Raw genomic sequence first — 16,132 nt, 5'->3', positions numbered from 1 at the left:
TATATAGAAACTTAAGTAAGCTGTCTTGAGTTTATTCCCATTACCCAAATCAATATGAACGCCTGTGGTGATTGAACCTTCTGTGATTTTAAACAATCGCTATCAGATTATAAAGCCTTTAGCCAAGAGTCAGCATCGTCGAACCTATTTGGCTAAGGATCATTATCGTTTTAATGAATTGTGCGTCATCAAAGAATTAATTGATCTAACAGAATTATCAGATGATCGTCAAACCCAGTTTAAACAGGAAGCGCAGATACTGTATCAATTAAAACATCCCCAGATTCCACGCTTTCGGGAATTGTTTCGTTTAGAAAGTCCCGAACAGACGGGATTATATTATGTTTTAGATTATATTCCAGGCTTTACTTATCGGGAACTGTTAAACCTCAATCTAAGTCAACAACAATACTTTAGTGAAACTGAGATCATTAATTTACTGAAGCAACTGTTAAGCGTTGTAGATTATCTTCACTCTCAAGGTGTCTATCATCAGGATATCGCGCTAGATAACTTGATTTGTCGTAAATGGGATCAATTACCGTTTTTGATTGATTTTAGCCAAGTTCAAACGCTAGAACATAGTTCTCTCCCATCCCCTCAACAAGATCTCTCACAACTAGCGATTACCTTACTGAGTTTGTTGACTGGAAAAGAATCGAATCAATTCTTTGAGGGAGAAACTCGTATCCTTAGTGAAGACATCATTTTAAGTCCCAAGCTGAAGCAAGTTTTTAGCAAAATGGTGACCGATGTCGAAAGCGATCGCTTTACAACGGCTCAAGATGTGATAATTTGTACGGATCAAGACGATCCGATTTTTACCCAACCGACGATTAATCTCGCTCCTTCTCCTCCTCCTATTCTCACTGTATCTACTCCCCCTGAGAAGGAAACTATGGTCACACTCTCCCGTAAAAAGCAGAGTTTATTTGTAGGTTGTTTAGGTCAACTAGGATTAATTTTAGCGGTAGGTCTTGGCTCTGGCGCGTTAGGATGGTTTGTGGGTAAAACATGGCTTAAACCCCCAACATCCCCTAAGCTGACGTTTGAAAAAACAGAGCCTTCTAATAAGAGTGATCCTGCGCTGTTTCCTGTTTCTACTGAACAAAGTGCAGAATGGGAACGCAAAGCAGAGTTACGCAAACGTCGTCAGGAATTGGGGATCAATCATCAGTTTTTTCAAATGTTAGTAGATCAAATCTTTTTGAATCGCTATCCAGAATTTGCTTTAAAGACAACTGAATCAGATCCCGCACAAAAGAAAGAATGGCAACAGCAACGAGATCAAATTGCTTCAGAATTAATTGATCAATTAAATACTCTAAGTGTAGAAGCAAGAGCAGAATTAGGCAATTATGATCGATCGCGTCGTCAAGAAATCTTTAAAGAGGCTAATGATTTAAACTTAAGTAGTCGCGCACTTTATGATTTAGCCAACGCTGAATTTACTCTGTTGTTTCCCAACGAAAACAAAGATAATATGGAACAACCAACAGGACAAGTTTTAAGCGCAATGTTATTATATAATTTAAAAAAATTACAATCTGGAGAAACCTATGAGAAAATTTCAGAAATACCCACAGAAAATGAGATTAGCCGTCAAGGAACCTTAGCACCAGGACAAGGAAAAGCTTATGTAATACAGTTAGAAAGTTCGCAAGAAATCGAATTTGAGATCAGCGCGTCTGGTGAAACACAAATCTCTATTTATTCGCCATCTGGTAGTAATAATCTACTAGATGATTCTACAGAAACCTCTTGGAAAGGAACTTTAACCGAAAGTGGTTTATATGAAATAACTGTTGTTTCTAAATCGGATAGCACATCTAATTATCAATTAAATATTCGAGTGTTATCTAATTCTATTCCTTAGTCAGCTAAATTTTATTGTTGTTAACCAGTCTCTAGAGAAAGTCGATACTTACTCAGGATTTATTTTGATAATTTTTCCTAATTTTTTACTCTCTTCATTAGATGCCCAAAGAACTTTATAACTAGGTTGATCACTGATCAATGTACAACCAACATCAAGGCATAAAGTATAATCAAAATTATGATTTTTTTGCTGTAATTCTTTTAAAGCAACAGGTTGAATTATAATTTGAGGGTTAATTAAATAGAATGGATAAATCCAGCTATTATCACCTGCTAATAAAGCAACTTGAGAATTAACTGGAATTAATTCAGCGAATTTTGCTAATCGTTCATCTTCAAAATGCCTATTAGCATAGTAAAAACGATTTGTACCAAAATTAGTTTTTAACCAGATATTAGGTTTTAAAAACTGCTTTATTGATAATCCAGCAAAAGGTTTAGAGCTATTTAATAGGCAAGAAGAAATTAAGATAATAATAAAAACAATTTGTAAAAATTGAATTCCTCTATTTTTAATTTTTGGATAAATCGATTGAAGAAAAAAAGCAATACAAAGTCCTGAAGCTGAGAAAAACAAAGTTAAATATCGATTATTCCAAGGAGTCCAATAAATACCAAAACAAACGATTAAAAAGAATCCAATCAACGTCAAACTTAAAGCTTTTAAGAAAGAATTACCTTTATAAAGCGTCCAAACTAAAGAAGGTAAAATAACAAAAAAACCTGCAATACCATACCAAGACAAATCTTCGTGAGGCTCAGAATTAATTAAAAAAGGTCGAGGTGCATTGAGAGAGTAACCTAAACCTGCATTTCCAAATAAAGGAAAAAAAATCAAGTTATATATATTGTTTAGAAATTGATCAAAATCAATTTTTAATCTACCTAGTAGTAAATTATCAAAAGGAAATAAATGAATAGATTGAAAGATGTATCTAATAAAATTGGCTATCCCTTTGAACAATCGATTGTTATTACCAATTACCATTTTTATGTTTTTATCTTCCACTATATTAATATCAGAAACTTGTAAAAAATGATAAAGAAATAACCAGATTTGCGACATTATCAAAGCAGGAAACAATATAATAATAAAATATAATTTATTTTGTTTAATCAGTTTAACTATTTCAAAAACACTATATTTTCTTAAGATTAAGTAGCCAAAAATCACACTAAATGGCACAAAAAAAGCTAAAAATGTAGTTTTGACAGAAAGACCAAAAGTTAAACCCAAAATAATTAAGGATAAATCCTGTTTATTTAAATAATTTAATAAACGATATACAGAAATAAAACAAAAAATAGCTGCACTAGCTGTAAAAATGTCATTTTTAGTAGAAGTTGCTTGAAAACATAATTCTGGCATTCCAATAATAATGACAGTTGCTAATAAACTAATCTTAACCGAAACGAAATTTCGAGATAGAGCGTAAGTTCCTAGTCCAATACTCAAATAAGCTAAAAAACTAAATAAGCCAACACCATAATCAGAGTAGAATCTTAAAAAAGCATGAGGAAGAACATCAGAACCTACTACAAAGATAGCCTGACGAGGAGTAGTAACATTTGTTAGGAAAAAAGTTTTCTCTTGCTGAAAAAGAAACACTCTAGCTAAATTATATGTCATACTATCCCAGTTTGCTGGTGGAATAATTGTAGCTAGTAGAAAGAAATGAATCCAGCAAATCAGTATAATTGATGTAATTAACTTGTATTTCAAGAAAAAATGCTTAATAGCTATTAATATTTTTTTAATTTCGCTATACTTTTTTCGCGCATGGTAAAAAATAAAGATTAAAAACAAACCTTCTAAAATAAAAGAAAACTGAGGTAATTTTAATAAAAAAGAAATTTGAAAAATAACTGATAATAACATTAAACCTAAGCAGATACCTAAAGAAAGGCTCTCTGAAACTCGGCGAGAGGGAGCAGAAATAAATAAAACTCCTCCCAAACAAAAACATAATACTTCTAAAACAACTAATGGAAATGACACAATGTAAAACTCCTACAATTAAGTTGCTTGTTTTTTATCATTAACCTGAAGATAATTTAAGTTGTCATTAAAAGATGATTTGTATAAAAAACGAGTTCTAAAAAAACCATAAACATTAGCTAATTGTGAAACAAAAAAGAGTAAGGATAAAAATAGTTTAGACTGATTGGAAGATGATGAGAAAGGATAAGTTAATAGTTTAAAATAAAAACTTAAAGGCTCAACTTTAATTGATTCTTGTTTACGTTGAGAACGAACTTGATGAAAATAAAAAGCACCACAACCATAATTAAAATGCTGTTTCCAGAATTTTTTAAGAGATAATTGGTGAGAATGATAAATGATTGCTGTAGGTAAATAGTGCATAGGATAGTCATAGGATAACCAGCGATCGCATAATTCTCGATCTTCTCCTGCTGCTAAGGGAAACGATGTATTAAAGCCACCTATTTGTTCAAACAGTTCTTTAGATAAAGCAAAATTATTCGATGTAAAAAAACTAGCTTGCTCTGAGTTATTATTATAATAATGATAAAGATAATCTACTAAAAGTTGACTGGCTTCTGAGTAGAGATTATCTGATAAAGCATTGATCGTATAACCTCCTAATAAAGCATCAGGATTTTGTTTAAAACCTTTATCAAATGCTTGTAACCAATTACTATCAACTTGACAATCATCATCAGTAAAAACTAAATATTTTCCTTTAGCTTGATTAGCTCCTGTATTTCGAGCCGTTGCTGGGCCTGCATTATTTTGTCTAATAAGTTGAATCGATAATTGTTTATTAAAATTATCAATTAATTCATCTAATGGTTGATTACTTCCATCATCAACAATAACAACTTCAAGCTGTTCAAGGGGAAAATTCAGATTAACTAAAGACTCAAGACAAGTTTTTAATCGTTCAGGACGATTATAGGTGGGAATGATAATAGAAAATAAAAGATTTTGATTCATAATTAAGTTTCTTTAGGACGAGAGGTAGCTAAACGAAAAAGTGCAATGATTTGTTTAATCATTTTTGGAGCAATCAGATAAATTGCTACAGCATAGCTAATAAAAGCAACAAGAGAACACAAGATAAGAATTAATAGAGGAGACAATGACCAAACTAATAATAAACTTTTAAAAGCAAAAATTACTGTAATCATAATAATTGATCCCACAAAAGCGGGAATAAATTGTCGTAAATATTGACTCCATGAAATGTTAAGTAGCTTGCTGATTGCCCATTGTCCAACGGGAAAAGCAATATACAGACGAATGACATAAGCCCAAGTTACAGCTATAATACCAAATGGATAAGCGATTAAAAAACCTGATAAATTAAGCACCATTTTTAAAAGACCTAATCGAAACCACCAAGAAGGTTTACCCATTGCCACAAAAACTGAAGAAGTAAAATAGGTAACTGAGCGCAAAATACCCATCAAAGATAATATTTGAATCAGTGGAATAGCAGCTAACCATTGTTGTCCAAAGGAAACGAAAATTAATTCTGGAGCCAATAGAGCAATTCCTAAAAAAGTAGGAAAAGCAACTAAACTCGTAAATTGAGTAGCTTGATAAAAAGCTTGGCGCATTTTTTCAGGCTCATGTTGTAATCGAGAAAAGGTGGGTAGAGCGATATCTTGGCTAGTTTTGACAACAATTTGAGTAATAATAGAAAAGATTCGTGAGGCGAGGCTATAATAACCCAAAGCAACCGCCCCTAGAAAATAACCAATTAAAAAATCATTGGCTTTATCATTAAAAAAACTAACTATTTTAAAACCTAAAATATGAATCCCAAAATTAAATAAATCTTGAAAACATTGTTTAGAAAAATACCATTTAGGTCGCCAATCACTTACTTTCCATAAAAAAATTGTTGCTACAGTAGCTTGAATAATTTGTTGAGTGACTAAACTCCAAACACCATAGCCTTTTAAAGCCATGACAACGCCGACAAAACCACCAATGATCGTACCAAAAAGGAAACGAGTAGCGATCGCTTTAAAAGCAAATTTTCGTTCTAAAAGAGCTTGTTGGACTTGGGACAACGACAAAATCAAACACAGCAGCGAGAGCCATTGAATAACGGGTGTTAGTTGAGGTTGGCGAAAAAACTCAGCAAATAAAGGGGCTGTCGTTATTCCCAAAAAGGTGATCAATACTCCCATTCCGACAGTAGTCCAGAAAGCCGTATCTAAATGTTTTTGTGTTAGTTCGTCTTTTTGAATTAAAGCTTGGGCAAATCCTTGTTCAAGAAAAATTTGTAAAATCGCCAAAAAAACATTAGCGATCGCTACTAACCCAAAATCTTGCGGTGTTAATAAACGAGCCAACACTGAAAAGATAATGAGGGATAAAATTTGATTTCCAAATCCCTGAGCCGCCGACCAAAATACACTATTAACTACTTTTTGTTTGATGCTCATATCTAGTTTGTCATCCCATTTAAGACAGAACGAGCAAACAATTTCAGGTTAGCGAATCTTTGATTAAAATGATAGTAAAACCAAGCGGGTAGTTTTCTTTGACAAGAATTGGGCAGAACCAAACTAGAAAAAGTTTGACCTGTTGGATTACATAACTCTTGAGGTAGGATAGTAGAAACGTTTTCTTGTAAAACCTGAGCAATTTCGACACCCAAAGCAGGATAGCCCAGGTATTCAGCCATTTTGCTCAATAAATGCGTATCATGCTCTTGGTAAAGTTGATGTTTTGCTGCTCCACAATACAGCAACCCACAATCTAAATATTCTTCGAGTTCATTAGCTAAACGAATTAATAAAACATCTTTTGCGATCGTATCTAATTCTTCAAGACGACTATAAATCTTAGGAATTTGATTTGCATTCCAAGTGAACGCCGTGTAATAAGCAATATATTCTTCAACATCTTGGCCGACAGCTTTTCTAACCCGTTCTCGTTTTGCGTTATTCATACCTTGTTTACTAAGTCCGCCAAAATCTCCTTGAGAATATACAGCGTGTAAAAGTCCTGCGGCTATAACTTTGATTGAAACTTGAAAACTAGCAAGAATACTAGCTGTTCCAACGAGATGAGCAATAAATGTTTTTCCAGAAGAACGAAACTGACCTGTAAATAAATCTAGAATAAGCTGATAAGCTTGAGCAATGAGTTTTAGATCGTCATCTGTATACGCTTCGAGACGAAGTTGATGATAGAGTTGTAAATTGGTCTGTGCATAGCGATACATAGAAATCCTACTAAGAGCGAATATTTTAAATACTCCATTGTTGAAAATCGTACCCTGTAAATTCTCGTAGTTTGTTGACATCATTACGCAGACGCTCTGTTAATTCATCACGTAAAATGTCACTAAGTTTAGGTTTGATGATCGGTTTAGCAAAAAAATAATTAATCAATCCTTTGATCGGCCAGCGTAAATTCGGTGGAAGTCGATCAATCACTCTCAGGGGGGAGGTATTGATTAACCAATGGCCTAGCTCCGTTTGGCGTCGTTTACGAATGCTACGATGCAGTGCAATTTCTGATTGCCAAGTATAAAAGTTGGGATCAACCTCTAAAAACTCATAAACTCGACGTAGGGTTAAAGCGGTTTGCTCATATAAATCCTCGGCAGCAATCACCAAAATTTGAGAAGGTGGATAGTAGGCCAGAAATTGTTCTAATTGAAAATAATACAAACTGCGGGACAAATAAGCTTGATGCTCGATGAGAGCTTTTTGAAGCGGCAGATTTTCGATTCTGGCACTATATTTATGAATATAGTGAGAAATCATCCGAGCGATCGGATCTCGTACCAGATAAATTATCTTTGTTTGGGGAACCAAATCATACATACGCCTAGCGACATTCGGCATACTTGGATAATTGCTATAGTTTGGTGACGACTCCCCGTAGATTGTCGCATTGCCTTTAAATTGAGATTGATACCAATCAAGTCCGAGATCCCAATTGTATCTATCTACAAAAAAATCAAGCTCTTTTTGTCGAGACATTTGAATTTCGGGATGCTGGTTCAAATATGAATGTAAGCTAGTAGTTCCGCATTTCATTGCTCCGATAATAATTAAATTTGGTAACATTTTATGACTTTTTCACTCCAATTGTTCTTAAATGTGATAAGTAGCATATAGTTTTTGATAAAGCTCTAAAAAATGTTCAGTACGCCGATTTTCGCTAAAGTGACTTAAGGCGCGTTGACGGCCTGCTTGTCCCATTTGTTCCGCTAAAGTCGGCTTACTCAATAATTGAACTAAGGCACTAGCCAGCTTTTCGACATCATCAGCAGGAACTAAAAAACCTGTCACCCCGTCTTCAACGATTTCAGGTTGCGCCCCAACTGCACTGGCAATAACCGCCGTTCCACGCATCATCGCTTCAGTTGTGACATTGCCAAACGGTTCATCCCACAGTGACGGAACGACTTGAACCCAAGCTAAATCAAAATGATTTTCTAGCTCAGTTCGTGAAACATGATCGAGCCAGACAATTTGTTGAGATATTCCTAATTCATCGGCTAAAGTAAGTAGATTTGTTTTTTCGCTACCTTGTCCAGCAATCATTAAACGTGCTTCGGGAATCAAAATCAGACTTTTGGCGAAAGCTTGTAATAACACATGAATGCCTTTTTCAAACGATAAACGGCCAGCATAAGCCACCGTCGGAGTATTACTCAAGGGGGGTCGCGGTGGTCGTTCTGGAACACCGTTATAAACCACGTGTACGGGTTTGATGCCTTCCGCTTCTAGTTTATCTTTCATGCCATGACTGAGGGCGACAACCATATCAAAAACCTGTTGCCAATGTAGCCAAAGTTGCCTTTGTAACATCAAAACTGACCATGATTGAGGTGTTAAACACTCTTGGCGCAAACACACTAACCCAGGCTTACTTTGACACGGAGAGCCATCAGGTAGAATTTTTTTTCCAGTTGGACAAATCGCTCTATACATGGCAGCTTGGTACAGACAGGGTACATTCTTCAAGAGCGGAAGAATGAGGGGTGAAAGTTGTCCCATAAAGATCCTGACGTGAACAACATCGGGTTTAAACTCATGGAGAATCTGACGTAAACACAGATACGCTGAAGGATTAACCGTTTGTGAAATCACTTGAAATTTAGTATTTGTACCAAAACATTGGTAGTCAGCCAAAATGTCAACATTCTTCACAGGAGAAATTCCGCTAGACAGTAGTCGAACTTCATGTCCTCGCTCACGTAATCCCTGACGTAAAGACAAAATTTGTAATTCTGCTCCTCCAGTTGGTGTCCCAAAGTCATTGAGTAAAAGGATCTTCATATTCTGCTTAACGAACCGATGTCGTCTCTAGAACTTGCTCCGATAAGATAGTAGCAGAATTATTTGACGAAGATAGCCAGCGTTGGGCATATTGTGTCGTTAAGTAGCGATTGACTAATTTTTCTATTGGGGCAAGCAATCCGTACATGACGATTTTGTTTAATAAACGGTTTTTGATCCCCAATGTCACTGTGTCAACCATGGGCTGTAAAATGGTTTTTCTACGTCGCCATCCCAGTGCTTTGTACTTGTGTTTGAAATATATATCTTCTTCTAAATTCCATTTTTGTCGTAGATGATTGAGGCTTTTGAGTTCCCACTCATCGCTCCATCTAAGCATATAATAATGCCAGTCTGTCCAATCCAAAGGCGGGCCAGAAACATAAGTGACTAGACTATCTGCTTCAAAATAGACGGTTCCTCCTAACTGTCTAACCCTCATACAGAAGTCAAGATGCTCTTTTGTATTCATGAATCCTTCATCAAAGAAACCCGTTTGTTTAAAGATTTCTGTCCGAACTAACATACAGTGGAATTCACATAATTCCGTTATTGTTCTGCTTAACTTGGATTTGATTTTATGAACTTGATGTCCTTGTTTGTACATTTTTTCTCGTAAACGAGTGCGTCCTTTGATATCAGTAAAGATGTGTGCTTCTCCACCAGCAAAATGTACTTTGTCATGGATGGGAAGTTCTTGACACATTAAAGGCCCCACAACAGTCGCCCCAGTTTCTTCGGCACAGTCTACCAAAGCACTTAACCAACCTAAAGAAACGACAATATCGTTATCAGCAAAAACAACATATTTAGTGTCAACTGCCTCTAAGCCAATATTTCTGGCTCGTGTTGGCGTTAAATAATGCTCAGTTCGTATAATTTTAAAACCTTTTTCTTGAGCTTGATTTTCTAAATATTTTTTAATATGAGACGGCGAATTACCATCAACATAAATTAGCTTGAAAGGAATATCGCTATATTGATAAATGCTCTCCAAAGACTCGCTAGTATAACTAAAACGCTCACGAGGAGAAACGACAATTGTTACTTGAATATTATCCATTAGAATTGAATCTCCTATAATCAACAATTATTTAAAAAATGAATTATTTAAACTCCTAATGATTCTGTTTCTTTACGTTTTTGCCATTCTTCAGTTGTAAATTCCTCATGATAAGAACGTTCGGTATTAACATCCCATAAATCGTGTTTTTCTCCCATAATATTTTTAGCGGCTAAAATTGCCGTTAGCATGGAGTGATCTTGATTATTATAACGGTGCATTCCGTTACGTCCAACGGTTTGTAAATTATCGAAACCTTCAAGGTATTCTTGAATCACTTTTAAATGTTTAGCGTAATCTCGATCGTATACAGGATATGCTTTTTTCTGGCGAATAATGGTACCATCTTCAATCACTTTAGCTGGAACTAAACCTAATTGTACAAGTTCTCGACTCGCTAAATCTAGTAACTCTGTATCGGATAAATTCCAAATCTCATCTCCTTCACTACAAAAATATTCCATCCCTAAACAAGTTTTACTCGCATCAGGAACCATTTTCGGACTCCAATTTTTAAAATTTTGGATGCGTCCAACTTTGACATCAGGGCTATGAATATAGATCCAATTATCAGGGAAAAGATCAGCAGCATCAACAATCAGTGAAACAATAAGGAAATCTCGATATGAGAGTGAGCGCGACGCTTGTAAAACTGTTTCAGGTGGAGCCGGATCTAGACGTTCTAGGAGTAAAGTAATGGGCATACTTGAAACATAATGCTCACCTGTAATTTCGGTTAATTGCCCATCACACATAGCAATGATTTTTGTAATTCGATTGCCCTCGCGTTCTAGTTTAATTACTTTAGAATGAAGACGAACTTCTCCTCCTTTATCGTCTACAATTTCTTGGCAACGTTCCCACATCATTCCAGGGCCTAAAATCGGATAATCAAATTCTTTAATTAAACTTTTAGCCTTGCTTTTACCAAACAAAAGGTTAAAAACAGCCGCTTTTAAAGACATTCCTTTAATTCGTTGTTTTGCCCATTCTGCTTGGATTTTATTACAAGGTATACCCCAAACTTTTTCGGTATATGTTTTAAAAAAAGTTAGGTAAAGGCGTTCGCCAAAACAATGAGTTACCCATTCTTCAAATGTTTGTGGATCAGGACGATTAATCGCAGCGATTAACTTGGCTTTAAGATAACTCCAAAGAATTAATCCACTTGAAATAAGTCCTAAATTTGATAAAGTATTTTTAAAGGAAAGAGGATAATCAAAAAATTTATCTTGGTAATAAATACGAGACAAACGCGGGACTTTAATAAAATCATCTTTTAGAATCTCTTGCCAAATTTGATTAACTTCGCCAACCTTAGTAAAAAAGCGATGTCCACCAATATCAAAGCGATAATCTTTGTAGATTTCCGTTCTGGCAATTCCGCCAACTTTGTCCGATGATTCGAGAACCAATGGTTTAATACCCTGTTTCACTAATTCGTAGGCTGTTGTCAGTCCTGCCGGCCCTGCACCAATAATAACAACTGGATAATTATTCATTTATCAATATGTAGATTAACAGTTCATTAAGCTAAGAATTTTTCTTTCATTATGGGAGAAAAGATATAATAACGAATCATCCCTACGACTAATGCTAAACCACTATAAAAGTAGTATAACCAATGCCAAGGATCATCCGCAGCGTAAAAATTGTACCTTTTCGGTGGTAAAAAAAACGGTAAACAGAGAAATTAATTGTTAAAAGAGCAATACATATTCCTAAGACAAAAGCCCACATAGCTGTCCACCAGAAAGTAGCGATTAACGACGCTAAAAGACTGTAAACAAGCATAACGCTAATTCGACTAGACCACTGGAGATTTAGGTCATTTTTTAGCTGACTATAGCGTAGAATTAGAGTCGTCCAAGGAATAGCTCGATAAAAAACATCTGCTTTTAAAAGTGAGACTATTTCCCAACGTTTAAGATGTTTGACTTGTAAAGTTTTGCAAAGTCTAATCTGATAACCTGCAGTTTTGAGACGATACCCTAACTCAATATCTTCAACACAGGGTAGACGATAGCTTTCATCAAACCCCCCCATTTCTAGAAAGATATTGCGTCGAATAGCACCACAAGCACCCCAAAAGGTAGATGCTTCTTCACTACCTGTTTGATGAGTATAGTGATGAAATAAATTTTTATACTGAGATAAAAAATTAGCTGCCCCTGGTTCATCATCATATGATCCAATAGCCGCCGCTAGATCAGGTTCTTGTGAAAAAAGTAGCTCGACTTGAGGAAGCGTATTTTCATTTACTGTAACATCGGCATCAATAAAAAAAAGAATATCTCCTGTTGCTATTTTAGCCCCTAAATTTCTCGCTTTAGCTGGGCCTGATGTGGGAAAATTTCGAACAACTTTAGCTCCCCAAGATTCGGCAACATCTCCAGATTCATCATCGCCATCAGCGACAACAATAATCTCTACATTAGGTGAGGCAAACTGTTTCAAACTGTTTAAACAGCGTCGAAAAGCTTCACCTCCTTTATAAACAGGAATAATAACAGATATTGTCATCTCTAGATGGCTAGTTAGATTTTTTTCTGTAGTTTACTCTGATAATTTATTTTTGGCAACTGAAAAGAAATTTTTATGAATCGTCTAGTTCTCAAGCCTACCTAAAGATAGTTTGTTAACTGTAATTCTCTAAAAATTAGTCGAAATTGCTTGTAAAGGACAAGCAGGTATACACTGTTCGCAAACTACGCAACGAGAACGCAAAAACTTTAAACGAAAGCTATTAGGATCAAGGGTTAATGCTTCGGTCGGACAAACTCCCGTACATAAACCACAGTCTACACACTTTTCCTCATCAATTAAGATTTCTCGACTTGCTAATGATACGATGATTCCTTGTGCTTTGAGCCATTCTAAGGCCGCTTCTAACTCATCAATATCACCCGATAACTCTAAAACCAATTTTCCGACTTGATTGGGTGCCACTTGAGCGCGGATAATATTTGCAGCAACGTTAAAATCTTTGGCGAGTAAATAAGTGACTGGCATATGTACCGTTTTTTGGGGAAACGTTAGGGTTACTCGTTTTTTCATAAAATCGTATTAAAGTAGAGTAAATAATGTATAAAAAAATGGCTTTCTTTCAATGACTCAAGTAACAACCGATAATCGTCTCAGAAATATTATTATTGCTCTGGCTGCTGTTATTTTGAGTGCTGCTCTTCTTTTTGGTCTTCAAACTCAAACTAACGCAACTTCCTTAGAAGCGCAAGCTGAAAACTCTACCCCCATCGAAGTCGCACTATCGAATGGCAAACCGACGCTAACTGAATTTTATGCGAACTGGTGTACTAGCTGTCAGGCAATGGCGGGTGAAATGGCACAAATCAAAACAAAATATGACAATTCAGTTAATTTTGTCATGTTGAATGTGGACAATAATAAATGGTTACCCGAAATTCTGCGTTATCGCGTTGATGGTATTCCCCATTTCGTCTATCTTAACAGAGAAGGCAAAGCGATCGCACAAACGATCGGCGAACAACCTCAGTCGATACTAGAAGCAAACCTAGATGCTTTAATTGCAGATAGTACCTTACCCTATGCCTATACGACTGGTCAGACCTCCGATTTTAACCCGAAGACAACATCAAGTTCTGATCCTCGTAGTCATGGCGCACAAGTCGTCAGTGAATAAATATGGCTATCATCCTACAACATATTAACGATGGCAATGAATATATTTTCTTAGGCATTGGGTTAGAAGGACAAAAAACCTCAATTTCCTCTCGGATGTTGGGCGAATTTTTTGCGAAAGACGTTCCCGAAAAATCGATCTTAATAGCCGCCTGTGATTCTTTTGGTAGAATCGTTTGGTTAAATATGAGTGATGTGATAGTTGTCGAAGTAGATGGGGAAAAACCCGCAGCAATTTTACCTGAAACCATCCTTACGACTCCCGCTATTCCCCTTCCCGAAGCAGTCAGCACAAACCCAGAAGAAAAAATCAATGATGTAGAGGAATTTTCAGAAGATGATGAAGAATGGATCTAGACTCAAAAAAAGACTCATTTTAATTTGTCTTCCTCTTTTTTTCGCTTCTTGTACTGCTGTTGTTTATCCTCAAATTTCCCAAACCCCTTCTAGCGTAGGAGGGGTTCAACTTGTTGAAGTAGATCCAAAATTCCGTAATTTGTGGACAAGTGAACTCGAAACCCAATTTCAACAACGTTCTAAAGCCATTATTCAATCTTTCGCTAACCCAAAACAGTACGGCAATACTTTTCAAGAAAACGAAAAACGATCCTATCCTAACGCGATGTTTGACTTTTTAGCAGGAAATCGAAAACGAGCGATCGCATTTTTGCAACAAGAGGATTCAGATCAAAAAAATCAGGCTCATACTAATGGCATTGACTATTATTTTAGCTTCACCCTCAAAGGACAAATCCGTAAATACTTTCTCTTGGGTTCCTATTTAGATCCCGCATACCGCCAAAAAATGTACGATGGCGCCAAAAAATGGACACAAGAAGATCCGCTAATGCGTCCACATCCCATTTATAGTTATGGGGATGGAACGGGAAAAGACTGGAGTATTCAACGACGAGGACGCTGGGTAGATGGTCGCAATACCGATAATTTAAGAGCAATGCGAGAAACATCTGTTTATCTGATGGCAGAAGAGACGGGAAACGAAGCGACGCGCCAATTGTATAAACAGAAACTACAGCGTTATGTGTGGGCATTATATAACATCGGTATGGGAGAATGGGATTCAGAAGTTTATCATGGGCATACCTTTGCGCCTTATCTCAATCTCTACGATTTTGCCAAAGATCCCGAAGTGAAGCAACTTGCTAAATCTGCGCTAGATTGGTTGTCTACTGCTGCTGCAATCAAGTATTATCGAGAAGGATGGGGGGGGCCCGTTAAACGAGATTATAGTGGTGGAAATGTCGTTTTAAGTTCAGATGCAGCGCGAACCTTTTGGCTATATTTCGGTGATACCCCTATCAATAACCCTCGTCCCACGCTAGATACACTTTATCTAATCACCAGTACCTATCGTCCACCTCAAGCGGTTGTCGAACTTGCACACAAAAATTTTAATAAACCAGTAGAAGTTCTGAGTAGTAAACCACTCTACGAAAACTGGAAAAAAGGAAATGATCAAAAACCAGGATACTATGAAACACAGTTTTTCGGTCAAACCTATCAAATGGGAAGTCTTGCGGGAACCTTTGCCGATGGTGATGTCGCACCTTTTAAGTTATTAGCTTACAATTCCTCTAGAGGGGTTGATTTTTTTGTAGCAAATACAGGAGGCGATCGTGTTAGGTCTGGAAAAAACAACGGCGATCAAATTGCACAATATCGAAACATTTTAATTTGGTTACGTCCTGCTGATCAACCTTTTTTCTTTCAGTTACCCAAAACGGCAAAACTAGAAATGCAAGATAATATTTGGTTTGTTCAACTCGAAAAAACATGGTTAGCGATTTATTCGATTAGTCTAAATCAACCCAGTTTCATCACCATTGAAGATCCAAAATACCTAAGAGTTTATTCAGAAGAGCAAACGTTAAAAGCGATACCGCAAAGAAGTACTTATAGTGGTTTCGCTTTAGAAGTTGGAGAAAATGAAACTCACGGCAGTTATGAAACGTTTAAACAAAATATTCTGCAAAAACAAGGATTAGATTTAACAGAATTAGCCAAAGGTAAAGTTAACTTAGAAAGTATTTTAGGACAACAATTATACCTAAACTATAATCAATCTAATCTTTTACCTTTGCTAAAACGAGATGGAAAAAACTATCAGCCACCCAATGATCTTTATAAAAGTCTTAGTTCTGATGGTTCACCTGTATCTCTAGGATGGAAAACGGGAAAATTACAGATCAATGTCAAAAACTATACATTTGAGAATCAATATAAGTACTGAAA

Annotated in this window: 14 protein-coding genes; 4 read left to right on the top strand and 10 right to left on the bottom strand. The window is 36.0% G+C overall.

The annotated features are described in order from the left end of the window. The first annotated feature begins 64 nt into the window (after nt 1-64). Nucleotides 65-1,876, top strand: a complete 1,812-nt coding sequence (locus tag CFPU101_RS01370) for a protein kinase (protein WP_206813541.1) — start codon at nt 65-67, stop codon at nt 1,874-1,876. 48 nt (nt 1,877-1,924) lie between these two features. Here CFPU101_RS01370 and CFPU101_RS01365 read toward each other — a convergent pair whose 3' ends face one another. The 10 genes from CFPU101_RS01365 to CFPU101_RS01320 all read right to left on the bottom strand — a co-directional run bounded on the left by CFPU101_RS01365 (nt 1,925) and on the right by CFPU101_RS01320 (nt 13,276). Next, nucleotides 1,925-3,877: a glycosyltransferase family 39 protein gene (locus tag CFPU101_RS01365; protein WP_206813540.1), complete on the bottom strand. Its 1,953-nt coding sequence runs from the start codon at nt 3,875-3,877 to the stop codon at nt 1,925-1,927. Between the two features lie 18 nt (nt 3,878-3,895). Further along, nucleotides 3,896-4,837 (bottom strand): glycosyltransferase family 2 protein, encoded by a 942-nt coding sequence (locus CFPU101_RS01360; protein ID WP_206813539.1) that lies wholly within the window; start codon nt 4,835-4,837, stop codon nt 3,896-3,898. 2 nt (nt 4,838-4,839) lie between these two features. Continuing rightward, nucleotides 4,840-6,300, bottom strand: a complete 1,461-nt coding sequence (locus CFPU101_RS01355) for a lipopolysaccharide biosynthesis protein (RefSeq protein ID WP_206813538.1) — start codon at nt 6,298-6,300, stop codon at nt 4,840-4,842. A 2-nt stretch (nt 6,301-6,302) separates the two neighbouring features. Then, complete coding sequence (locus tag CFPU101_RS01350) at nt 6,303-7,085, bottom strand: DUF6817 domain-containing protein (protein WP_206813537.1); 783 nt, start codon at nt 7,083-7,085, stop codon at nt 6,303-6,305. Between the two features lie 25 nt (nt 7,086-7,110). Beyond that, nucleotides 7,111-7,938, bottom strand: a complete 828-nt coding sequence (locus CFPU101_RS01345; RefSeq protein ID WP_206813536.1) for a sulfotransferase — start codon at nt 7,936-7,938, stop codon at nt 7,111-7,113. A 27-nt stretch (nt 7,939-7,965) separates the two neighbouring features. Further along, nucleotides 7,966-9,156 (bottom strand): glycosyltransferase family 4 protein, encoded by a 1,191-nt coding sequence (locus CFPU101_RS01340; RefSeq protein WP_206813535.1) that lies wholly within the window; start codon nt 9,154-9,156, stop codon nt 7,966-7,968. A gap of 7 nt (nt 9,157-9,163) precedes the next feature. After that, nucleotides 9,164-10,219 carry a glycosyltransferase family 2 protein gene (locus CFPU101_RS01335; RefSeq protein WP_206813534.1) on the bottom strand — a complete coding sequence of 352 codons (1,056 nt, stop codon included), beginning with the start codon at nt 10,217-10,219 and terminating at the stop codon, nt 9,164-9,166. A gap of 47 nt (nt 10,220-10,266) precedes the next feature. Further along, nucleotides 10,267-11,721 carry an NAD(P)/FAD-dependent oxidoreductase gene (locus CFPU101_RS01330; RefSeq protein WP_206813533.1) on the bottom strand — a complete coding sequence of 485 codons (1,455 nt, stop codon included), beginning with the start codon at nt 11,719-11,721 and terminating at the stop codon, nt 10,267-10,269. A 94-nt stretch (nt 11,722-11,815) separates the two neighbouring features. Continuing rightward, nucleotides 11,816-12,742, bottom strand: coding sequence for a glycosyltransferase family 2 protein (locus tag CFPU101_RS01325; protein WP_242577707.1), 927 nt, complete (start codon nt 12,740-12,742; stop codon nt 11,816-11,818). A gap of 129 nt (nt 12,743-12,871) precedes the next feature. Continuing rightward, nucleotides 12,872-13,276: an NIL domain-containing protein gene (locus CFPU101_RS01320; protein ID WP_206813532.1), complete on the bottom strand. Its 405-nt coding sequence runs from the start codon at nt 13,274-13,276 to the stop codon at nt 12,872-12,874. Between the two features lie 52 nt (nt 13,277-13,328). Here CFPU101_RS01320 and CFPU101_RS01315 point away from each other — a divergent pair, with 52 nt between their 5' ends. From CFPU101_RS01315 to CFPU101_RS01305, 3 genes are read left to right on the top strand one after another with little or no spacing between them, the layout of a single operon-like run. Further along, nucleotides 13,329-13,880 carry a thioredoxin family protein gene (locus CFPU101_RS01315; RefSeq protein WP_206813531.1) on the top strand — a complete coding sequence of 184 codons (552 nt, stop codon included), beginning with the start codon at nt 13,329-13,331 and terminating at the stop codon, nt 13,878-13,880. A gap of 2 nt (nt 13,881-13,882) precedes the next feature. Beyond that, nucleotides 13,883-14,236, top strand: coding sequence for a hypothetical protein (locus tag CFPU101_RS01310; protein ID WP_206813530.1), 354 nt, complete (start codon nt 13,883-13,885; stop codon nt 14,234-14,236). Further along, a complete protein-coding gene (locus CFPU101_RS01305; protein ID WP_206813745.1) occupies nt 14,220-16,130 on the top strand; it encodes a hypothetical protein in 1,911 nt (636 codons plus the stop codon). Before CFPU101_RS01310 ends, CFPU101_RS01305 begins: the two co-directional genes overlap by 17 nt. Nucleotides 16,131-16,132: the final 2 nt, after the last annotated feature.

The sequence above is a fragment of the Chroococcus sp. FPU101 genome, from assembly GCF_017312365.1.
Classification (GTDB): domain Bacteria; phylum Cyanobacteriota; class Cyanobacteriia; order Cyanobacteriales; family Microcystaceae; genus Chroococcus.
The sequence above is the reverse complement of the archived record's forward strand: the minus strand, read 5'-3'. Positions and strand labels throughout refer to the sequence as shown.